The organism is Idiomarina tyrosinivorans (genome assembly GCF_003987475.1).
Taxonomy (GTDB): domain Bacteria; phylum Pseudomonadota; class Gammaproteobacteria; order Enterobacterales; family Alteromonadaceae; genus Idiomarina; species Idiomarina tyrosinivorans.
On sequence record NZ_PIQH01000004.1, the window covers coordinates 212235 to 233621 of the forward strand.

A 21387-nucleotide genomic window follows, 5' to 3' on the forward strand; every position below is an offset into this window, starting at 1 on the left:
GAGTTCGGTTGTGGTAAAGCTGGTCAATCCACATAGCGTTGATGATGTTAACGTATCAGCGCGTTCAGACCCTGCGTCGGCGTTGGCGCGAGGATATGCGGGGGAGTTCGCTTGGTGGTTGGCACAACAGGATGCCATTGAAGCGGTTGAAACTTCCGCGGGAGCGCCTTCGGAAGCAGACAAAGACTGGCAGCGAAGCATCGGTGCTAAGTCACAACGACCACTTCAGCCTTCTGCGCAAACGCACATTTATCAGCCACAACAAACACCGTTAAGTCTTACTGAACTATATCTGGCAGATGCTATTTGGCCTCAACCGCTTGCCTGTTTTGATGATCCCAAGCGTCTCGGCGATGAGGTCTGGAGTAATCTAAGCCCGCAAGCACAAAGACGAGTGCGGGGAGAGCAGCCATCGCAACACGCTAATCCCCGTAACCCCGCGGGGCTTTATCATATTCTGCAACAGCTAGGCATCAGTCCAGCAGAGGGCGATTTACTTCATTCTGGTCGCACCGCATAATAGTGACATTCGTTGTATCAACTTAGGTTGCTAACGTGACTGAAAAACATCCAGTGCCTGTCGCTGACGCTGAAAAAATTGAACAGTTCGTCGAGCACTTGTGGCTACACCAAGGGGTCAGCGACCATACCCAAGCATCCTACCGCAACGATCTTAAACAATTCAGCCGGTTCCTCTCCGGGCTTTCGCATCAGGGACTCATCGCGGTGCAGCAAAGCGATCTAGAGGACTTCCTGTTACAACGCCGGGCGGCAGGCGTGTCACCACGCAGTACGGCAAGATTCCTTAGTGCGGCGAAAAAGTTTTATCAATTCGCCGTTAAGCAACGCTGGCTGTTGAGCGACCCAACACAGCGGCTGGCTCGACCAAAACAACCGCAAGCTATCCCGCATAGCCTCTCAGAATATGATGTTGAGGCGTTATTGTCCGCGCCAGATACAGCTTTAGCGATAGAGTTACGTGATCGGGCGATGTTAGAGGTGGTTTATGCCGCTGGCTTGCGCGTGAGTGAATTAGTCGGGCTCCGATTTGCGCAGCTGAGTCTCACTCAAGGTCTGGTGAAAGTGATCGGTAAAGGCGATAAGGAGCGCTTGGTACCTTTGGGCGAGGAAGCGGTCAGTTGGTTGCAGCAATACCTTCGTCAAGCGCGCGCCAGCATTCATCGTGATGGTGGCGATTGGGTGTTTATTACCAATCGCGGAGGTCCGCTCACGCGGCAGACGTTTTGGCACCGTATTCGCTGCTATGCAGAGCGCGCGGGGATTCGTTCGCATTTATCGCCACATACTCTGCGGCATGCGTTTGCCACGCACCTACTGAATCATGGCGCCGACCTGCGTGTGCTGCAAATGCTGCTTGGTCACAGCGATTTATCGACCACCCAAATTTATACCCATGTAGCGCGCGAGAGGCTGACCAGCTTGCACCAGCAACACCACCCGCGGGGGTAATGGCTTTTTTCTTTAGAGCGTTGCTTTTTTATGGCGAACATCGTACCGTTCAAGCATTGTAACGAAAGCAAATGAAGTGAGTTGTCCGGTGAAAAAGTCTTTACTGCTAGGCGTGTTGTTAGGTTGTCTTTCCGTAGTGAGTAATGCGCAAGATTTACCGATTAATACCGATCGCTTAAATGCGCTAAAAATTACGGTTAGTAAGGTAGAAAAAACCCCGATTGAAGGTATTTACGCTGCAGTGACTAATCAAGGCCTATTGTATGTTTCGGCAGACGGTAATTATTTGTTCGCTGGTAACTTATTTGATATCCGCTCAAATGCCCCAGTGAATCTTACGGATCAGGGCATGGCCGAATTACGCCAGCAACAATTAAAAAACGTCGAAGATCAAATGGTGGTTTATAAAGCGGACAACGAAAAATATCACGTTACGATATTTACTGACCCCACGTGCCCTTATTGCAAAAAGCTACATAAAGCTATGCCAGAGTATTTGGCGGAAGGAATTACCGTACGCTACTTAGCTTTTCCTCGCGGAGGGATGCGAACCAAAGGAGCCTATCAACTTCGCCAGATCTGGTGTTCAGATGATCCGCGGCAAACCTTTAATGCGATCGAACAGCATGAGAATGTTGATGTCGATGTTGATTGTGACGCACCTGTTGCCGAACATTATCAGCTAGGACAGGTAATCGGCGTTACGGGTACGCCGGCGATAATTCTGCCGAACGGACAAATGATCCCAGGATATCAAACTGCCGCGCAGTTAGCGGACCTGCTCAAACAACAAAGTCAGTCTGCGATGCAATACGCTGAGTAACCTGAGAGGTTGGTTTTGTCGTACCGCATCCGTCGCAGAGAAATAAATCATCACCACCAGTTACCGGATAGTTTGAGCCCGTTACTGCAACGCATCTATGCGGCGCGTGGCGTAGAGCGAGCGCAACAGTTGCAGTTAACAGCATCGGCGCTGATTCCCCCGGCTCAATTAGACGGTACCGAACAAGCAATTGATAGGCTAATCGCTGCCCGCGAACAGCAACAAACGGTGGTGATTTGTGGTGACTTTGATGCCGATGGTGCGACGAGCACTGCATTGATGCTCAGTGCTCTAGCTGCAATGGGGTTTCAGCACCTCAATTACTGTATTCCCAATCGTTTTAGCGACGGCTATGGGCTGACGCCAGGCTTAGTAAAACAGGCTCAGGCGCAAGGCGCTGAGCTAATCATTACTGTCGATAGTGGCATTGCCTGCTTTGCCGGCGTAGATCATGCTATGGAACTAGGCATTGATGTCATCATTACCGACCATCACCTGCCCGCAGAGCGCCTCCCAGCGGCCACTGCAATTGTTAACCCTAACCTTCCTAATGCCCGGTTTCCTAGTAAAGCGTTAGCGGGAGTCGGGGTTTGTTTTTATCTGCTGCTGGCATTACGTGCGGCGTTGCGAGAGCGCTTCGACGAAGCTGGACCAAACTTGGCCGAGTGGCTAGACCTTGTTGCAGTTGGCACTGTGGCTGACGTTGTTGCGTTAGATCACAATAACCGTATCTTGGTGCATCAAGGCTTGCAACGAATTCGTGCTGGCAAAGCGCGCCCTGGTATTGCTGCTCTGATCGAAGTCAGCGGTCGTAACCCAGCAACCTTACAGGCGCCGGATCTAGGCTTTGCCGTAGGTCCGCGAATTAATGCTGCAGGTCGATTGGACGATATGGCGTTAGGGGTAGAGTGCTTGTTAGCAACCAACCGTCAGCAGGCGCTTGAAAATGCCACAATGCTAGACCAGTTAAATCGACAACGTCGAGACATTGAGGCAACCATGCGCGATGAAGCAGATGCTATAGTAGATAATCTGCAACTTGCCGGCGAATTGCCCAAGATCCTGACCTTGTTTCACCCGCAATGGCACAGCGGCGTGGTGGGCATTGTTGCGGGAAGGATCAAGGAACGTCATCAACGCCCGGTGATAGTTTTTGCGCAAGAAGATGGGCAAAGTGGGTTGCTAAAAGGCTCTGCACGGTCAATAGCGGGCTTTCATATTCGTGATTTTCTAGAACGTGTGCAAAGCCGCTATCCCGATGTGATTACGCGTTTTGGCGGACACGCGATGGCAGCAGGGCTCAGTGTAGATGAGGCGCAATGGCCAGCGTTTCAACAAGCCGTGCAGCAAGTCATCGAAGAATGGCCGGGATTAGACGTCGGTGAGACGGTGTATTGGTCGGACGGCGAGTTAGACCCTTCACAACTGCATTTGGCTACCGCTGAACAGCTTGCACATGCGGGACCTTGGGGGCAGGGATTCCCAGAGCCTTTATTTGACGGGCAATTTACGCTAGTGCAACAGCGGATTGTCGCGAGCAAGCACTTGAAGCTGGTGGTAAAGCAAGGCAGGGCGTTGCTCGACGCTATCGCTTTCAACGTTGATCTATCGGTGTGGCCGAATGCCAGCGTGCGTAGGGTCGAACTGGTATATCGTTTACAGGTGAATGAATACCGCGGTAAAAAACAGCTGCAACTGCTGGTAGAGCAATTGCGTCCATTACGTTAGAATATCCGACCTTTTTTAGTTATCAGGCTTACACGCTATGTTTGAAACCAATGCCACCTATAATGCGATAAAAGATATGCGCGAGCGTAGCGAAGCGCTTAGGGGGTATCTTTGACTATGATGCAAAGGTCGAACGTTTAGAAGAAGTCACCCGCGAGCTTGAAGATCCGAGTGTTTGGGATGAGCCGCAAAAAGCGCAAAGTTTGGGCAAAGAGCGTGCCGCGTTAGAAACCGTAGTGGAGACGCTGCAGGGACTCCAGCAAGGCCTAGACGATGTTGAAGGGTTAGTTGACCTTGCCGTAGAAGCCGACGATGAGGACACCTTTAACGAAGCGAAGACAGAGTTGGAACAATGGCTGACGCAATTGGAGGCGTTAGAGTTTCGGCGCATGTTTTCGCAAGAAAACGATGATTCAGATTGTTACCTAGACATTCAGGCAGGTTCTGGCGGTACGGAAGCGCAAGATTGGGCTAATATGTTGCTGCGGATGTATTTGCGTTGGGCCGAGAGCCATGATTTTAAAACTGAGATCACCGAACTCTCAGAGGGCGAGGTTGCGGGGATTAAATCGGCGACGGTGCGCATTCAAGGCGAATATGCGTTCGGCTGGTTGCGCACCGAAACCGGGGTGCATCGGCTGGTACGGAAATCGCCTTTTGACTCTGGCAATCGCCGCCATACGTCATTCGCTTCGGTATTTGTTTACCCTGAAGTGGATGAAGACATCGAGATCGAAATCGATCCATCTGATTTGCGGGTTGATACCTACCGCGCATCTGGGGCCGGTGGTCAGCACGTTAACCGAACGGATTCAGCGGTGCGAATAACCCACGAACCGACGGGAATTGTGGTGCAGTGTCAAAGTGACCGTTCACAACATAAAAACCGTGATGCGGCAATGAAACAGTTGCGCGCAAAATTGTACGAATTTGAACTGCAAAAGCAGAATGAAGACAAGCAAGCGATGGAAGATGCCAAATCGGATATCGGTTGGGGCAGTCAAATTCGCTCATATGTATTAGACGATGCTCGAATTAAAGATTTACGCACGGGCGTTGAGAATCGAAATACTCAGGCTGTACTTGATGGGGCGCTTGACCCTTTTATAGAAGCCAGTTTGAAATCAGGACTATAACTAGCAGACTTTCCGAAAGAGGACCTTGGCTAATGGCAGATAATTCGCAAACGCCCGAAGTAGACATTAATGAACAAATTGCCCAGCGCAAAGCTAAATTGTCTGCAATGCGTGACAAGGGCGTCGCTTTTCCTAATGACTTTCGTCGCGATGCGCTAGCCAAGCCATTGCATGACCAGTATGACGAGGCTAGCAAGGAAGAGCTAGAGCAACAGGGCGTGCGGGTTAAGGTTGCAGGGCGAATGATGACTCGACGGATTATGGGTAAAGCAAGCTTTGCCACTATCCAAGACATGTCGGGAAAAATTCAGTTGTATGTGGCGCGTGATAACCTGCCAGAGGGCTTCTATAACACTGAGTTCAAGAAATGGGATCTGGGTGACATTGTTGCCGCCAGCGGAACCCTATTCAAAACCGGAACCGGCGAGTTGAGTGTACTGGTCGATGATGTGCGTCTGCTGACCAAAGCGTTACGTCCATTACCGGATAAGTTTCATGGTCTAGCAGACCAGGAAACACGCTATCGCCAACGCTATTTGGATTTAATTACTAATGAAGCGTCGCGGAATACGTTTGTGGCGCGCTCTAAAGTTATTGAAGCCATTCGTCGCTTTTTGAGTGGCAAAGACTTTCTCGAAGTTGAAACACCAATGATGCAAGCGATTCCTGGTGGCGCGTCAGCGAAACCTTTTGTCACCCACCATAATGCGTTAGACATGGATTTGTATCTGCGCATTGCACCGGAGCTATACCTGAAGCGTTTGGTTGTTGGTGGTTTCGAAAAAGTATTTGAAATCAACCGCAACTTCCGTAATGAAGGGTTATCAACCCGACATAACCCCGAATTCACTATGTTGGAATTCTACTGGGGCTATGCGGACTATCACGATTTGATGGATATGACTGAGGAAATGTTGCGCAGCGTTGCCCAACAAGTGCTGGGTACTCTGCAATTCACCAGTCAAGGCGTTGACTACGATTTTGCTCAGCCGTTTGCGCGTATGACTGTGTTGGAAGCTATCTTGGCGCATATGCCAGAGGCGACTGAGGCACAGTTGAACGAGATGGATTCTGCCACCGCGTTAGCGAAAACGATCGGTATCGACGTCAAGCCGTCGTGGGGGTTGGGCAAGGTGCAAATCGAAATTTTTGAGGAAGTCGCTGAGCATAAGTTGATTCAGCCAACCTTCATTACCGCATACCCTGCGGAAGTCTCACCGCTGGCTCGGCGTAACGACGATAATCCGTTTGTTACCGACCGTTTTGAGTTTTTTGCCGGTGGCCGTGAGCTTGCCAACGGTTTCTCTGAGTTGAACGACGCCGAGGATCAAGCCGAACGGTTCCAACAACAGGTGGAACAGAAAGAAGCTGGAGACGACGAGGCAATGTTCTTTGATGAAGATTACGTTACTGCGTTGGAGCATGGCATGCCGCCAACCGCAGGCGAGGGGATCGGCATTGACCGCTTAGTCATGCTACTGACCGATTCTGCTTCCATTCGTGACGTATTGTTGTTCCCTCACATGCGTCCAAAAGCCTAATTGAATGAATCTTCGATATCCCACTAAAGCGTACTATTGGTGGGATATCGACCTTAACCATTCAAAAAAATCGTAAAAAATATTGGTTTATCACTGACAATCATTCAATTTCGTCTATCCTTAGCGGTAATCCATTCAATCTAATCATACGGAATGTTATGCACCATTTAGAGTTTGATACGCCTCTAGGTGCGATGCTCGCGATTGCCGATAATCAGCACCTAACAGGATTGTTTTATAAAGACCAAACGAAACAGCCGTCTCTTGCTGCTTCTAAACAACATCATAGTCATCCAGTCTTGCTGCAAACCAAAAAGCAGTTAGAGGATTACTTTGCCGGTCAAAGACAACGCTTCAGTATTCCGCTAAAAGTGCAAACCACAGCTTTTCAAAAGTCGGTATGGGAAGTGCTTAGCCATATCAGGCCAGGAGAAACTTGGTCGTATAAAAAGGTTGCAGAACGCATCGGCAAGCCCACTAGTATTCGTGCTGTTGCTAATGCGATTTCTAGGAACCCGTTTATTATTGTGATCCCTTGCCATCGAGTGACTGGCATAAAAGGGGAATTGAGAGGCTATGCCGCAGGCGTTGACAGGCAAAGACATTTGTTACTACAAGAATCATCAACGCTAGGCAAATAATGCAAATAAATAAAAAAGCGGACAACAGATGTTGTCCGCTTTTTTATGCGTTAAGGCTAACGATTAATGATCTTGACCGTCAGCATGGACGTGACCGTGTTCCAGTTCTTGCTCAGTCGCGTCGCGTACTTCAACGACTTCAACATCGAAGTTTAAGTCGACGCCAGCAAGAGGATGGTTGCCATCTACTGTTACTTCGTCATCTTTCACATCAACAATAACCACTGATTGGTCACCTTGGTCGGTGCTGGCGCGGAACTGCATGCCAGGCTCTACGTCGTTATCACCAAACATGCTACGCGGAACGGTTTGGATTAAACCATCATGACGTTCACCATAAGCTTCTTCAGGTTTAATTTCCGCGGTGAAATTATCGCCTACACCTTTGCCTTCTAAAGCGTTCTCCAAACCTGGGATCAGCATTCCACGACCATGGATGAAGCTCAACGGGTGACCTTCTTTTGATTGGTCTAGTGTTTGTCCCTCAGCTGTTTTCACAGTGTAGTGGATAGAGACGACTTTGTTTGCTGCGATAGTTTCGCTCATAAGTTAAGTTTCCAATTGATAAGGCAGTGAGTGTATTTCCAAGAGACTGGCTTCGTCATCACGCAACCGAAACGTTTGCTCTGCAGTTGCATCTGCTGGCAATACCGCCAACAAATCGCAGTGATGTTCGGCACGGTTCACTGCACTAATTACCGTGCCTGCACGACGCCATCGTTGTTCGCCTAACGCGACTTCCACTGTAGCTCCCGGTTGGGGCAGCGCCGTCGCTTTCCCGCTCAGGCGAAACATTGCGCGCTTTTGCTTGCCCAAATACTTCATTCGGGCAATTGTCTCTTGGCCGATATAGCATCCCTTGGTAAAGCTAATACCATTTAGCGCCTGCACATTTAGCATCTGTGGTACAAATGCCAACTGTGTCAGTGCAGCGATCTGGGGACGACCGCGTTCAATTTCTAAAGCCTGCCAATAGCGTTGGTCGTATTCGGCGTCAATGCCTGAATGACCAATAACAAGCCACTGTTGCGGTGCTTCGCCAACCCGCAGTGCAACCCACTCAGGCTGGTTGACGACAGCAGCATCGATTTCAGCTTTGAGCAATGGGCTAAGCTTGTTGTTGCAAGACTCACCAAATATACCGAGAATCTTGGTATCAGCCGAAATATCACGGATTTCAACTTGATTGAAAATCGCATATTTCTGTAACTGTGCCAGTGCTTTTTCGATGCTTTCACGCTGTTGAATAAGCAGCAGTCGCTCATTCCAACGAGTCAGCCAGAATACCGAAAACGCTTTCCCAGTCGGGTCACAAAGCGCGCCATATAACCAACCTTGCTGTTCCAGTTGGTTAAGGTCACAGGTGAGCTGCCCCTGCAAAAAACTTTGCGCATCTGCCCCACTAAGAGCAATGATACCATAATCTGTCAGCGAAACGGTTACGCATTCCTCACAGGCTTTGGTAAACTCTTGCGTTAACGTCAGCACGACTTCTCCCTTGGCTGATTTGTGACTGTCTTTCAAAGTATTGGGGCGATATCGCAAATTACAAGGGGAGCTATGCATTAATTCAGGAGATGTTATGTTGCCATTAAAGCAATCTGAAGAAGCGCTAAAAGATAAGCGTCGATTAAAATGGGCTTGCCGACGAGGCATGCTGGAGTTAGACGTGTTATTTGAACCTTTTGTCGACCAAGCATACGACGAACTAAGCGAACCGCAAAAGGCCGTTTTTAGACGCCTCATTACCTGCGACGACCCTGATTTGTTTGCATGGTTTATGGGGCATCAAAAATGTCCCGACGCTGAACTCAGTGAGATGATTGAATTAATGCTGGCTCGCGTCAAAGTTTAACCGCGCACAGTGGAAACTGTTGTGTGGTCGCGCCAGCGCAGGCAACAACTGCTGGGGTTAAGGCTACAACCGATGCAGATTGATACCGCGAACCGAGCACTGGACGTGATTCATCCCCCTTGGGTGGTCGGCAATTGGCTGATTATTGTACGAATAGAGAATAGCGGCAGGCGCCGCTATTACTATTTTTGCTGCTGGCAATTCAGTGCTAGTGACTTTTCAGCGTTACGCCGCTGGAGTTTGCTGTGGCGTTAACCGAGTAGGTGTCGGTGTTGCTGATTTATCGGGATAATCAAGGGTGTAATGCAACCCGCGGCTTTCTTTACGTTGCATTGCGCTGCGAACGATCAATTCCGCCACCTGCACCAAGTTCCTGAGCTCTAGCAAGTTATTACTGACTCGGAAGTTGGCGTAGTAATCATGGATTTCGCGTTGTAACAATTCAATCCGATGCAGGGCACGTTCTAAACGCTTGGTGGTGCGAACGATGCCAACATAGTCCCACATAAAGAGGCGCAGCTCGTGCCAATTATGCTGAATGACCACTTCTTCGTCAGAATTACCGACTTGGCTCTCATCCCACGCCGGCAGCCGCGCTTCAATCGTAAATTGCTGACGTTGTTTGATAATGCTCTCCGCTGCTGCACGGGCGAACACCAAGCACTCCAGTAACGAGTTAGAGGCCATACGGTTGGCGCCATGCAAACCGGTGTAGGCAACCTCGCCGACGGCATACAGGCGCGGCAAATCAGTACTGGCATCCAAACCGGTGGTGATTCCACCACAGGTATAATGCGCCGCAGGCACCACGGGAATTGGCTGTGTTGCCATATCAATCCCGACCGACAAGCATTTTTGATAGATCGTTGGGAAATGCTCCAACAAAAATGCTTTGTCTTTATGGGAAATGTCCAAGTACATGCAATCTGCACCCAAACGTTTCATTTCGAAGTCAATAGCGCGTGCCACTACATCCCTTGGCGCGAGCTCGGCATCGGCATGAAAGTCAGGCATAAAGCGGCTGCCATCCGGGCGTTTTAATAAAGCGCCTTCACCACGTAGCGCCTCGGTCAATAAAAAGCTTTGCGCGTTGGGATGATACAAACAGGTCGGGTGGAACTGGTTAAATTCCATATTGGTAACACTGCAGCCAGCACGCCATGCCATTGCAATCCCATCCCCGCTAGCAATGTCCGGGTTGCTGGTATACTGGTACACTTTACTTGCGCCGCCGGTGGCCAGCACAACGCAGCCGGCTGCTACGGTCTCTACTTGTTCGTGTTGGCGGTTCCAAATATAAGCGCCGTAGCAACCTTTTGGTTTATTAATGTGCTTGCCAGTGATTAAATCGACGGCGTTGTAGCGCTCTAATAACTGGATATTAGGATGCTCAATGACCTTATCGAGCAGGGTGGTTTGGACAGCTCGACCGGTTGCATCGGCGGCATGCAGAATGCGCCGATGGCTGTGCCCACCTTCACGATTTAAGTGGTACTGTGGTTCCTCGTCAGAACCGCCTGGCACACGATCAAAGCCTACGCCCGCATCAATCAGCCATTGCAAACTGTCACGCGCATTGCGCGCGGTATATTCAACCACTGCGGGGTCGCATAACCCGGCACCGGCAACTAACGTGTCCTCAACGTGGCTTTCGATGCTATCGCTTTCGTCAAATACGGCGGCTATGCCGCCTTGCGCATAAAAGGTTGAGCCTTCCGTTAATGGCCCTTTACTGAGTACAATGACATTGGCATGGTCGGCCAACAGCAGTGCGGTGGTTAATCCGGCCGCGCCGCTGCCAATAATGAGCACATCACATTGATAATTTGCGGTAGGTTCCATAAAGTACCAATTTGAGATTTTTGACGATTTTACGCATTCAGATTTTTTTTTGCGAACTTTTTACTACCTTACGGGTCACATTCAGTAAGCCAAGTGGCGGGACTCGGGCTCAGTAGGGTTCAGATGTAGTCAGGGAGAGCAGGCTCGAATGAGCGAACAGCAAAGCGATCAGCTGTTGGTCGAGAGAGTAAAACAAGGTGACCCAACAGCCTTTGATCTGCTGGTAAAAAAGTACCAGCACAAGGTAATGAGCTTGATCTCGCGTTATGTGAAGCAACCTGGGGACGTCGCAGATGTCGCCCAAGAGGCTTTTATAAAGGCGTATAGAGCTTTACCAAAATTTCGAGGCGATAGTGCATTTTACACGTGGCTCTATCGTATCGCGGTGAACACTGCGAAGAATCATTTGGTGGCGCAGGGAAGAAAGCCACCAGCGACAGATATTGATGCCGAGGAAGCCGAATTTTTAGAAAGTGCAGGCGCACTGAAAGATTCGGGATCACCGGAAAGTCAGTTGTTATCTGATGAAATCAAGGATGTGGTGATGACAACCATAGACCAGTTACCTAGCGATCTGAAGCGAGCAATCTTGCTACGAGAAATCGAAGGTATGGGCTATGAAGAAATAGCGATTGAGATGGACTGCCCGATAGGTACGGTGCGTTCGCGCATCTTCCGAGCGCGGGAAGCCATTGACAATCAACTGCGGCCGCTGCTTGAGCGGTAGAAAGTATAGAGGGCAAAGTATGTCTGTAGAAAAAGGACAATTGGTCTCTGCGTTGCTGGATGGAGATATCCAAGATCAACGTCAGTTTGACGAATTACTTTCAGACAAAACAGCACGTGACGCTTGGCAACGTTATGCATTAATAGGCGGTGTGATGCGAGCCGATGCGAACGTTGGCGCGCCGTTAGATATTAGTCAGCGCGTGGCCGAACAGGTAGCGCAAGAACCCCTGTTACAAGGGCAAGTTGTGCAACCTCAGATTACGCAAAAAGGCGCAATGGGGCGTGCTGCGTGGCGTTGGTTGCAACCGGCTGCGAAAGTGGCGGTGGCAGCGGGCGTCGCAGCGGTGGCAGTGTTAAGCGTCAATACGGTACAACAGCCGAATCCTGTGCAACAAAGTAACGAACCGGCGTTTATCACTAATCCAATTGGTGGCCTTAACCCGGTAAGCTTGAACGCCGTTTTTGCAGAGCCGCAAGCATCAAGTCCTAGCCAAGCAACGCAACAACAACAGCGTGAGATGCAATCGTACATCATTGATCACCAACAACAGTTGTTATTGCAACCACAGGCTGATGTGAATAAGTCCGAGCAGGAGAGTGAGAAGCAGGCTAAACCTCGCTAATCACGAATATGAGAAGGAATGCGTTAATGGGCAATCCGCTGAAGTTAGCCACGTTAATCGTGGCTTTGGCGTTTTTTATGGTCCCTCAGGTTTATGCGCAAGCCCAGCCTGAACAAGGCAATCGTGAAGGAGCGTTTTGGTTTAATAAAATGGCTGCTGCATTGCGGTCACTAAATTTTGAAGCCGCTATTATTTATGTTCAGCGTGATCAGGTTGAGCCTTATCGTTGGTTACACGGAGCAGACTCGAATGGTGAAGAAACCGAACTCGTTATTCGTTTGAATGGTCCGGATTTTCGCGCAATTCGTATTGGTGACTCAGCGTCTTATTTTATTCCTTCGGGCAACTCCTATACCGTAAATGCCAGCAGCTTGTTTGGTTTAATCCCCCCGGCATTTTACCAATCATTTGAAGAGATCGCTGATGACTACCATGTGGTCGCTGTCGGCGGCGCTCGCGTGCTTGATCGAAAAGCACAGTACATTCGTGTGTTGAGTAACGATGGTGTGCGCTATGGTTATTCAGTGTGGGTGGATAAAGAGACCGGAATGCTGTTAAAGGCAACCATGGTCTCAGCCCAAGGGGAGGTCATAGAACAGTTACAGCTTGCTAGTTTGCGTATACTGGATGGCTTTCCCGGTCACTTGGCAGACTTAAGTCACGTTCCAAAACCCCCACAATTAACGAATCCAAGTCATGAAAGCGAAACCCAGTATCAGCTAGAACCGACCTGGTCACCACAGGGCTATGAACGCTTGCGCCAAGATCACCACCGCGTATTACTGTCTGGCAATCCGGTTGATTATTACCTCTATTCTGATGGCCTAAGTGACTATTCGGTTTATATTACGCCAGTGGAGCAGGGAGATGTTCATGAGTGGAGTATTGAGGGAACTGAGACACTTTACACCGAGTTAAAAAATCAATTTCGTGTTACCATTGTGGGTAAGATTCCCTTAGCGATAGCGCATCGCGTCGCTGCTGAAGTTCGCATGAAAGTGGTTGAGGAACGCCCAGATGGTTCGTGAATTAGGTGAAGTTACCGCGGTAGGTCGTGGCGTAATTACGATTGCCACCCAGCTTAAAAGCGGTTGTGGCAGTTGCGTGCAGCAATCTACCTGTGGTGCCGGCATTATCAGCAAAGTGTTTAGCGAAAAGCGTGCCGAGTTAACCGTTGAAACGGACGATAAATTTGCGCTCGGCGAGACCGTGCAACTCTCAATAGCAGAAGAATGGCTCACCCGCTTTGCATTATTAGTATATGGCTTACCCATTGTCGCCTTGCTAGTCAGTGCTATAGCGTTAAGTGCTATTCCAGGTATCTCTGAAGGGATTGTTATTCTGCTCTCTTTCGGATGTTTTGGACTGACCTTTGCGGCATTGAAGGGAAGTTTGCGGGGGCGAGACCTCAAAGTAAACCGCGTGGTTGGCATTCAACGCCTGTCGTAACGACCGATTTGGGTAAGATTTACGTTGTAGTTACTCGCATTATCAGTATGATCCTCCCATTACCCATTCATGCGCTTAGGACATAGAGGTATCGTCAATGCCGGAAAAGGCGTTTAAACAAAGTAATATCCGCAACTTTTCAATTATTGCTCACATCGATCACGGTAAATCGACCCTGTCGGATCGTCTGATTCAGCACTGTGGGGGATTGACCGATCGGGAGATGGCTGAGCAAGTTCTAGATTCGATGGATCTGGAACGTGAGCGCGGTATTACCATCAAAGCGCAGAGTGTCACACTGCATTACACCGCCAAAGACGGTGAAACCTATCAGTTAAACTTCATTGATACGCCCGGACATGTCGATTTCTCTTATGAAGTTTCGCGCAGTCTCGCAGGCTGTGAAGGAGCGTTGTTGGTTGTCGATGCCGCGCAAGGCGTTGAAGCGCAAACCCTAGCGAACTGCTATACCGCCATCGATATGGACTTAGAAGTGGTTCCTGTACTCAATAAGATCGACTTGCCACAAGCCGATCCTATGGGCGTAGCGCAGGAAATTGAGGATATCGTGGGTATTGAAGCGGTCGATGCCGTGCAGTGCTCAGCAAAAACCGGTATTGGCATTGACGAAGTGTTAGAGCGCATCGTGCGCCAGATTCCTCCGCCACAAGGCGAACCGGAAGATCCGCTGCAAGCACTGATCATCGATTCTTGGTTCGATAACTATCAAGGTGTGGTGTCGTTAGTGCGGGTCAAGAATGGCACGCTACGCGCCGGCGACAAAATGACAGTAATGTCCACAGGCCAGTCGTACCAAATTGATAAAGTAGGCTTTTTCTCACCGAAACAAACGGAAACCGGTATTTTGCGAAGCGGCGAAGTAGGCTACGTTATCGCCGGTATTAAAGAGATTTTAGGGGCGCCAGTGGGTGATACCCTAACGGCTACGCGGCGTCCTGCGGAAAAACCATTGCCAGGCTTTCAAAAAGTGAAGCCACAGGTTTATGCCGGCATGTTCCCGATCAGTTCTGATGACTATGAATCCTTCCGTGACGCGCTTGGGAAGCTCGCTCTCAACGACGCCTCGTTGTTCTACGAGCCCGAAAATTCAGCGGCCTTAGGTTTTGGTTTCCGCTGTGGATTTCTTGGTATGTTGCACATGGAAATTATCCAAGAGCGGCTTGAGCGTGAATATGATATCGACCTCATTACTACCGCACCAACCGTGGTATATGAGGTGGAGAAGACTGACGGAAAGATCGTCAAAGTCGACAATCCGGTGAACTTACCGGCGGTGAACGACATCGAAACCATTTTTGAACCTATTGTGGAAGCCAACATTTTGGTTCCGCAAGAGTTTCTTGGAAACGTTATTACTTTGTGCGTGGAAAAGCGTGGCGTGCAAACCGCAATGAACTATCACGGTAAACAAGTGTCGGTAACCTATGAATTACCGATGGCCGAAGTGGTGATGGACTTTTTTGATCGTTTGAAATCGACCAGTCGTGGCTATGCATCGCTAGATTACCAGTTTAAAAAGTTCCAACCCGCCGACATGGTGCGTGTTGATATTATGATCAACGGTGACCGTGTTGATGCTTTAGCAATGATCACTCACCGTGATCATTCTGAAGGACGGGGACGCGAATTGGTCGATAAAATGCGTGAACTGATTCCGCGGCAACAGTTCGATATCGCAATTCAGGCGGCAATTGGCAATCACATTATTGCTCGCGCAACGGTTAAGCAGTTGCGTAAAAACGTGACTGCAAAATGTTATGGCGGCGATGTAAGCCGGAAGAAGAAACTGCTACAGAAGCAAAAAGAAGGTAAAAAGCGGATGAAGCAGTTGGGCAGTGTCGAGGTGCCACAAGAGGCTTTCTTGGCAGTACTGAAAGTGGGCAAATAAGCCACGGATCTTAACCACGGGACGAAGACATGGCGAATTATTTTTCGATTATATTGACCCTAGTAACCTTGGCCACTGGCGTGATTTGGGCCTTGGAAAAATGGCTGTGGGCGCCAAAACGCGAAGCGGGCATGGCACAACCCTGGGTTAATGAGTTTTCGCAGTCGGTTTTTCCGGTGCTGTTCGTGGTGTTAGTGCTACGCAGTTTCTTGTACGAGCCATTTCGCATTCCTTCGGGCTCGATGATGCCAACACTATTGGAAGGCGACTTTATTCTGGTCGAAAAATACGCTTACGGTATCAAAGATCCGTTAGTCCAGAGCAAACTGATCGATACCGGTAGTCCGCAACGTGGCGACATTGCGGTGTTTAAATATCCGCTGGATCCATCTGTAGATTATATTAAGCGTATTATTGGCTTACCGGGTGATCGGATCATTTATCGCAACAAAACACTCTACGTTCAGCCAGCCTGTGATCAACAAGCGCAGCAAGAGTGTCCAAAAATGCAAGTGATTGCGTCGCAGCCTACCGAAGGTAAGCAATATTTTACTGGCGCGTCAGCGTTGGATACCTACCAAGAGCAGCTGTTTGGCGTCAGCCACAAAATCCTTAAAGATCCTCGCGTAGCGCCACGGATCCCTTATTACTTTAATCAGCCCGGGACTCAGCAAGACGAGTGGATTGTGCCTGAGGGGCATTACTTTGCCATGGGAGATAACCGCGACAACTCGGTTGATAGCCGTTACTGGGGATTTGTCCCTGACGAAAACCTGGTTGGTCAGGCGGTATTTATTTGGATGAGTTTTGATATGGATCGTGATGCCAGTAGCTGGCTGCCGCAGTGGGTACCGACGGGAATTCGCTGGTCGCGACTTGGAGGCGTGCAGTGAGTTTACCGCAGCCACCCATCGCTAAACTTGAACAACAACTTGGTTACGAGTTTCGCGATAAAGGGCTTTTAGAACGCGCCTTAACCCATCGTAGCGCGGCCGCTAAACATAACGAGCGGCTGGAATTCCTCGGCGACTCTATTCTCGGCTTGGTCATTGCCGAGGCGCTGTTTGAACGTTTTCCGAAAGAGCCTGAGGGTGATTTGAGTAGAATGCGGGCGACCATCGTGTGCGGCCGTTCACTGGCGAAGTTTGCTCGCCGTATTGGCTTGGGAGAGTTTCTCCGTTTAGGTCAAGGGGAGTTAAAAAGTGGTGGTTATCGTCGCGACTCGATTTTGGCTGATAGTGTTGAGGCAATCATTGGCGCGATGTATTTAGAATCCGGCCTGAGCAGCTGCCAACAGCATATTCGCGAGTGGTTTGCAGAGCAGTTGCAAACCATCCAGCCAGGGATTAACCAAAAAGATCCAAAAACGCGTTTACAAGAATGGTTGCAAGCACGCCAACAACCCTTGCCGAACTACGAAGTGGTTGCCACTCAAGGGCAAGCGCATAATCAGCAATTTACTGTGAGCTGTACGGTTGAGGGACTAGATACGCCTTGTTTGGGGCGCGGCACCAGTCGGCGCAAAGCAGAGCAAGCCGCTGCTAGTGATGCCTTTGAAAAGTTACAGGAAAACGCATGAACGAAAACCAACGCAGTGGATTTATCGCCATTGTGGGTCGACCCAACGTCGGTAAATCGACCTTGCTCAACCGTCTGCTAGGGCAAAAAGTCAGTATTACCTCAAATAAGCCGCAAACTACGCGTCACCGCATTTTTGGTATTGATACCGATGGCGATGTACAAGCCGTTTATGTTGATACGCCCGGGATGCACTTGGAAGAGAAGCGTGCGATTAACCGGGTGATGAACCAAACCGCGTCAGCAGCGGTGAAAGACGTTGATTTAGTGCTGTTTATGGTCGAGAACACGCGCTGGACTAATGATGATCAAATGGTGCTGGACAAGCTGAAAGAGGTGAAATCACCGGTCATGGTATTGGTGAATAAGATTGACCAAGTAAAAGACAAATCCAGCTTATTACCCCATATCCAATGGTTAAGCGAACAACGCGAATTCGATGAAATTTTGCCGCTGTCGGCGGAAAAGGGTGAGAACGTAGAAACCTTGCGCAATATGGTTCAGCAAAAACTCAAACAAGGTATCCATTACTTTCCCGAGGATTATGTAACCGACCGTTCGGTGCGATTTATGACCGCGGAAATTATTCGCGAAAAATTGATGCGCTTTACCGGCGAAGAATTACCCTATGAAACCACTGTTGAGATCGAACAATTTGCCACCGCAGAGTCGGGCACGTGCCATATTCATGCACTGATTTTGGTCGAACGAGAAGGGCAAAAACGAATGGTTATCGGCCAAGGTGGGAGCAAATTGAAAACCATTGGCACCGAAGCTCGCAAAGATTTGCAACAACTGCTCGATCAAAAAGTGCTGTTAAAGCTCTGGGTGAAAGTGAAGTCAGGTTGGTCGGATGACGAGCGTGCTCTGCGTAGCTTGGGGTATCGCGAGGACTAGTGAGTATGCACGAAGGGTTCGTGTTACACCGTTGGGACTTCCAAGAATCAAGCATAATTATTGATGTATTCACTCGCCTTCAAGGGCGGGTACGGATCGTGGCAAAAGGGGCAAAGCGAAACAACAGCCCATGGCGTGCGATTTTACAACCATTTATTCCGTTGCTGCTGGATTGGCGTGGGCGTGGCGATTTAAAAACGCTGATCAGTGCCGAGACACAAACGGGATTAGCCACACCCGCACTAACCGGAACGGCGCTTTACAGTGCTTTTTACCTCAACGAACTGTTAACCCGGCTGTTACCACCGCAAGGCGAAGCGGAGCCCCTTTACGAAGAGTATGCAAAAACGCTTGAATTACTCCACCACAGTAGCGAAGTGGAGCCATTACTACGCCATTTTGAATGGCGCTTGTTGTGGCATCTTGGCGTCGCCTTCGATTGGCAAGTTGACGCTGCCACGGGTGAAGCGTTGGGGCAAAGTGAGTTTTGCTATTTTGTTGCCGGTCAAGGCTTCTTTAACGCGCAACAATCGAGCGAAAAAGCGATCAAACTGGCGAGCAAAGATGTGCAGCAGTTAGCACAATTCGAACGTTTAGATAGCCGCTTACTAAAGCTGCTCAAGCATATCATGCGTGCGGAATTGGCGATCCATTTAGGTGAAAAACCACTACACTCAAGACAGTTATTTCGTTCTTAAGGAGAGAGGGAATGCAACCGATTAAATTAGGGGTCAACATTGACCATGTCGCGACCTTGAGAAATGCCCGCGGGGTTGCATATCCAGAACCTGTCACCGCTGCGGCGATCGCTGAGCAGGCAGGGGCTGACAGTATTACCATTCACCTGCGTGAAGATCGGCGCCATATCGTCGATCGCGATGTCGAGTTGCTTGCGCAAACGCTGACAGTGCCAATGAACTTGGAAATGGCCGTGACCGAAGAAATGTTGGCGATCGCCGAACGTATTGCGCCGACCTACAGTTGCTTTGTGCCGGAGAAGCGTGAAGAGTTAACCACCGAAGGTGGACTAGACGTGGTCGGTCAACAGCAGAAAATCGCCGATGCAATTACTCGTTTAGATAACGTGGGTACCTCGGTATCGTTATTTATTGATGCTGATAAAGCGCAAATTGACGCAGCAAAAGCCGTAGGGGCGAGATTAATTGAGTTACATACTGGCCACTACGCCGAGCAGCAGGGGCAGGCGCAGCAGCAGGCTTTATTGAAACTGGAAGAGATGGCACATTACGCACATCAGCAAGGGTTGCAAGTGAATGCCGGGCATGGTTTGCATTACCACAACACCGCAGCGATTGCGGCAATTCCAGAAATTGTTGAGCTTAACATTGGCCATGCCATCATCGGCCGTGCGGTTTTTAGTGGTCTCGCGCAAGCGGTGGCGGACATGAAAACTTTGATGACTCAGGCGCGAGCGCGTTAATGGCGATTTTTGGTATTGGCACCGACTTAGTGCAAATTGCCCGTATTGCGAAAGTGTTAGAGCGTGGCGATCAGCTAGCTCGTCGTGTGTTGACCGAACACGAATGGCAACAATGGCAAACCACCCGCGATGTTCACTTCCTTGCCAAACGTTGGGCGGCGAAAGAAGCCTGTGCCAAAGCCTTCGGCACAGGTATCGGCCAAGGGTTATCTTTTCAACATATGCAAGTCGAGCATGATGACCTCGGTCGTCCGCATTGGCAGTTCTCAGGAGTGGCTCAGCAATGGTGTGAGCAACACAGCATCGTTGCCAGTCATTTATCGATTTCGGATGAACAAGATTACGCGCTTGCTTACGTGATTCTAGAAACGGCCGTAGGTTAATTGATGGCGCAATTTTTTAAGCCCTCGCGGCGGGCCAAACCCCAGCCTCAACAGCGCCACCAAATGGCACAGGTGATAGCGTTAGACCATCAGGCTAGAGGCATTGTCCGAACCCCAGAAGTGCGCTTTATTGAGGGAGTGCTGCCAGGAGAGCGCATTCGCTTTGCGCCACAAGGCAAATATGACGGTATTTTGATTGAGCGCTTGTGTTCCGCTGAACAGCGTCAAACGCCACCTTGCCAGTACTATCAAACGTGTGGCGGATGCGATTTTCAGCATGCATCAATGAGCTTACAACGTCGCCATAAGCAGCAGGTTGTCTCTGAACTCTTCAACAAATTTGCGCAGTTGCAGCAACTCCCGTGGCAAACAATGGTGGCCGCGCAAGAGAGTGGCTATCGGCGTCGGGTTAGGTTGGCCACGCATTGGCATGCCAAACGTCAGCAATTGACAATCGGATTACGGCAACGGCACAGTAAGAAAATTGTCAGCATTGACCAATGTTGGGTTTGCGAGCCAGCGATTAACGACCACCTTCCCAAGCTTGCAGCGCTGATCGAAAACGTAGGGTTGGGACGTCAACTGGGTCATGTTGATATTCTCGCCGTGCAACCCTATCCGCTCATTCTGCTGCGCATTGATGGTGTTGTCAGTGACAGTCAACGGCAAGATTTAACGCAATGGCAAACCCAGCACTCGGTACAAATAGCCTTGGATGACGGTCAGGCACAACCGCAACTGCTGGTAGAAACCCAGCAAAAGCCATATGTTCGAAGTATTGACGGCGACCCACTGTACCTGACTCCAGGTGACTTTTTCCAAGTGAACGCTATGGTTAATCAACAGTTGGTTGAACGTGCGTTGGCGTGGTTAGCCCCCAACAGCAACGACACGGTAATGGATCTGTATGCCGGGATTGGTAATTTTAGTTTGCCGTTAGCCCGTCGCTGCCATCAGCTTGTAGCGGTAGAGGGCATTACCCGGATGACCGCACAGTTGAGCCGTAACGCGAGCGCGGCGGGGCTGTCCAATATCGATGCAAAAACGCTCGACTTGTTGCAACCACAGGCTTTGCAACAGCTGTCTTTTGCGGTAGATGCAGTCCTTTTAGATCCTGCACGCGCGGGCGCTAAAGTGGTGGCTGAGAAGCTGGCAGGGTTGCCCAAAGGCCAAAGACCGCAACGGATTGTTTATGTTTCCTGTGCCGCGGATACGCTCGCTCGCGATGTCGCAGCGCTAACCCAAGGAAATTATCGGATTTCTCGCTGTGCGGTTGTTGACATGTTTCCCCAGACGCATCACATTGAAACCATTATGTTGTTGGAGGAGAGTGAGTAATTTG

General features: G+C 49.8%; 24 protein-coding genes. 21 read left to right on the forward strand and 3 right to left on the reverse strand.

Going from position 1 to position 21387, the window contains the following annotated elements; translation table 11 throughout:
- Positions 1 to 10: 10 nt before the first annotated feature.
- The 7 genes from CWI84_RS05820 (at position 11) to CWI84_RS05850 (ending at position 7339) form a co-directional block, all read left to right on the forward strand.
- Positions 11 to 520, forward strand: coding sequence for a VC2046/SO_2500 family protein (locus CWI84_RS05820; protein WP_157981001.1), 510 nt, complete (start codon positions 11 to 13; stop codon positions 518 to 520).
- Between the two features lie 35 nt (positions 521 to 555).
- Positions 556 to 1470 carry a site-specific tyrosine recombinase XerD gene (gene xerD / locus CWI84_RS05825; RefSeq protein WP_126841638.1) on the forward strand — a complete coding sequence of 305 codons (915 nt, stop codon included), beginning with the start codon at positions 556 to 558 and terminating at the stop codon, positions 1468 to 1470.
- An 88-nt stretch (positions 1471 to 1558) separates the two neighbouring features.
- Positions 1559 to 2293 carry a bifunctional protein-disulfide isomerase/oxidoreductase DsbC gene (dsbC, locus tag CWI84_RS05830; RefSeq protein WP_157981002.1) on the forward strand — a complete coding sequence of 245 codons (735 nt, stop codon included), beginning with the start codon at positions 1559 to 1561 and terminating at the stop codon, positions 2291 to 2293.
- Positions 2294 to 2308: 15 nt separating this feature from the next.
- Entirely contained in the window at positions 2309 to 4021 is a 1713-nt protein-coding gene (recJ, locus tag CWI84_RS05835; protein ID WP_241968737.1) for a single-stranded-DNA-specific exonuclease RecJ, read from the forward strand.
- 37 nt (positions 4022 to 4058) lie between these two features.
- Positions 4059 to 5157 (forward strand): peptide chain release factor 2 gene (gene prfB, locus CWI84_RS05840; RefSeq protein WP_126841641.1). Its coding sequence is split into 2 segments (ribosomal slippage): positions 4059 to 4133 and positions 4135 to 5157, totalling 1098 coding nucleotides; the frame shifts between segments, so codons are not numbered across the junction.
- 32 nt (positions 5158 to 5189) lie between these two features.
- On the forward strand, positions 5190 to 6698 hold the full coding sequence (gene lysS / locus CWI84_RS05845; RefSeq protein ID WP_126841642.1) for a lysine--tRNA ligase: 1509 nt from the start codon (positions 5190 to 5192) through the stop codon (positions 6696 to 6698).
- A 158-nt stretch (positions 6699 to 6856) separates the two neighbouring features.
- Positions 6857 to 7339 carry a methylated-DNA--[protein]-cysteine S-methyltransferase gene (locus CWI84_RS05850; protein WP_126841643.1) on the forward strand — a complete coding sequence of 161 codons (483 nt, stop codon included), beginning with the start codon at positions 6857 to 6859 and terminating at the stop codon, positions 7337 to 7339.
- 63 nt (positions 7340 to 7402) lie between these two features.
- On the opposite strand, the gene CWI84_RS05855 is transcribed toward CWI84_RS05850, so the two are convergent.
- Positions 7403 to 7885, reverse strand: coding sequence for an FKBP-type peptidyl-prolyl cis-trans isomerase (locus tag CWI84_RS05855; protein WP_126841644.1), 483 nt, complete (start codon positions 7883 to 7885; stop codon positions 7403 to 7405).
- A 3-nt stretch (positions 7886 to 7888) separates the two neighbouring features.
- Entirely contained in the window at positions 7889 to 8827 is a 939-nt protein-coding gene (ygfZ, locus tag CWI84_RS05860; protein ID WP_126841645.1) for a tRNA-modifying protein YgfZ, read from the reverse strand.
- A 94-nt stretch (positions 8828 to 8921) separates the two neighbouring features.
- Here ygfZ and CWI84_RS05865 point away from each other — a divergent pair, with 94 nt between their 5' ends.
- Positions 8922 to 9194 carry an FAD assembly factor SdhE gene (locus CWI84_RS05865; RefSeq protein ID WP_126841646.1) on the forward strand — a complete coding sequence of 91 codons (273 nt, stop codon included), beginning with the start codon at positions 8922 to 8924 and terminating at the stop codon, positions 9192 to 9194.
- Positions 9195 to 9215: 21 nt separating this feature from the next.
- Positions 9216 to 9449, forward strand: a complete 234-nt coding sequence (locus CWI84_RS05870) for a hypothetical protein (protein WP_126841647.1) — start codon at positions 9216 to 9218, stop codon at positions 9447 to 9449.
- Here CWI84_RS05870 and nadB read toward each other — a convergent pair.
- Positions 9420 to 11036 carry an L-aspartate oxidase gene (gene nadB / locus CWI84_RS05875; RefSeq protein ID WP_126841648.1) on the reverse strand — a complete coding sequence of 539 codons (1617 nt, stop codon included), beginning with the start codon at positions 11034 to 11036 and terminating at the stop codon, positions 9420 to 9422. The two genes, CWI84_RS05870 and nadB, sit on opposite strands and share 30 nt — an antisense overlap.
- A gap of 148 nt (positions 11037 to 11184) precedes the next feature.
- On the opposite strand from nadB, the gene rpoE reads away from it, so the two are divergent.
- The 12 genes from rpoE to rlmD all read left to right on the forward strand — a co-directional run bounded on the left by rpoE (position 11185) and on the right by rlmD (position 21383).
- Positions 11185 to 11763 (forward strand): RNA polymerase sigma factor RpoE, encoded by a 579-nt coding sequence (gene rpoE / locus CWI84_RS05880; protein ID WP_126841649.1) that lies wholly within the window; start codon positions 11185 to 11187, stop codon positions 11761 to 11763.
- 19 nt (positions 11764 to 11782) lie between these two features.
- The gene (locus CWI84_RS05885; RefSeq protein WP_126841650.1) at positions 11783 to 12388 is read left to right on the forward strand and encodes a sigma-E factor negative regulatory protein; all 606 of its coding nucleotides are present in this window, start codon (positions 11783 to 11785) and stop codon (positions 12386 to 12388) included.
- 26 nt (positions 12389 to 12414) lie between these two features.
- Entirely contained in the window at positions 12415 to 13416 is a 1002-nt protein-coding gene (locus CWI84_RS05890) for a MucB/RseB C-terminal domain-containing protein (protein ID WP_198674483.1), read from the forward strand.
- Positions 13406 to 13837 (forward strand): SoxR reducing system RseC family protein, encoded by a 432-nt coding sequence (locus CWI84_RS05895; RefSeq protein WP_126841652.1) that lies wholly within the window; start codon positions 13406 to 13408, stop codon positions 13835 to 13837. Before CWI84_RS05890 ends, CWI84_RS05895 begins: the two co-directional genes overlap by 11 nt.
- 97 nt (positions 13838 to 13934) lie before the next feature.
- Entirely contained in the window at positions 13935 to 15746 is a 1812-nt protein-coding gene (gene lepA / locus CWI84_RS05900; RefSeq protein WP_126841653.1) for a translation elongation factor 4, read from the forward strand.
- A 29-nt stretch (positions 15747 to 15775) separates the two neighbouring features.
- Positions 15776 to 16639: a signal peptidase I gene (lepB, locus tag CWI84_RS05905; protein WP_126841654.1), complete on the forward strand. Its 864-nt coding sequence runs from the start codon at positions 15776 to 15778 to the stop codon at positions 16637 to 16639.
- Complete coding sequence (gene rnc / locus CWI84_RS05910; protein WP_126841655.1) at positions 16636 to 17325, forward strand: ribonuclease III; 690 nt, start codon at positions 16636 to 16638, stop codon at positions 17323 to 17325. The genes lepB and rnc overlap by 4 nt, the downstream gene beginning before the upstream one ends.
- Positions 17322 to 18221, forward strand: a complete 900-nt coding sequence (gene era, locus CWI84_RS05915) for a GTPase Era (protein WP_126841656.1) — start codon at positions 17322 to 17324, stop codon at positions 18219 to 18221. Before rnc ends, era begins: the two co-directional genes overlap by 4 nt.
- Positions 18222 to 18226: 5 nt before the next feature.
- On the forward strand, positions 18227 to 18919 hold the full coding sequence (recO, locus tag CWI84_RS05920) for a DNA repair protein RecO (protein ID WP_126841657.1): 693 nt from the start codon (positions 18227 to 18229) through the stop codon (positions 18917 to 18919).
- A gap of 11 nt (positions 18920 to 18930) precedes the next feature.
- Complete coding sequence (gene pdxJ, locus CWI84_RS05925) at positions 18931 to 19662, forward strand: pyridoxine 5'-phosphate synthase (protein ID WP_126841658.1); 732 nt, start codon at positions 18931 to 18933, stop codon at positions 19660 to 19662.
- Complete coding sequence (acpS, locus tag CWI84_RS05930; protein ID WP_126841659.1) at positions 19662 to 20045, forward strand: holo-ACP synthase; 384 nt, start codon at positions 19662 to 19664, stop codon at positions 20043 to 20045. The genes pdxJ and acpS overlap by 1 nt, the downstream gene beginning before the upstream one ends.
- Positions 20046 to 20048: 3 nt before the next feature.
- Complete coding sequence (rlmD, locus tag CWI84_RS05935) at positions 20049 to 21383, forward strand: 23S rRNA (uracil(1939)-C(5))-methyltransferase RlmD (RefSeq protein ID WP_126841660.1); 1335 nt, start codon at positions 20049 to 20051, stop codon at positions 21381 to 21383.
- Positions 21384 to 21387: the final 4 nt, after the last annotated feature.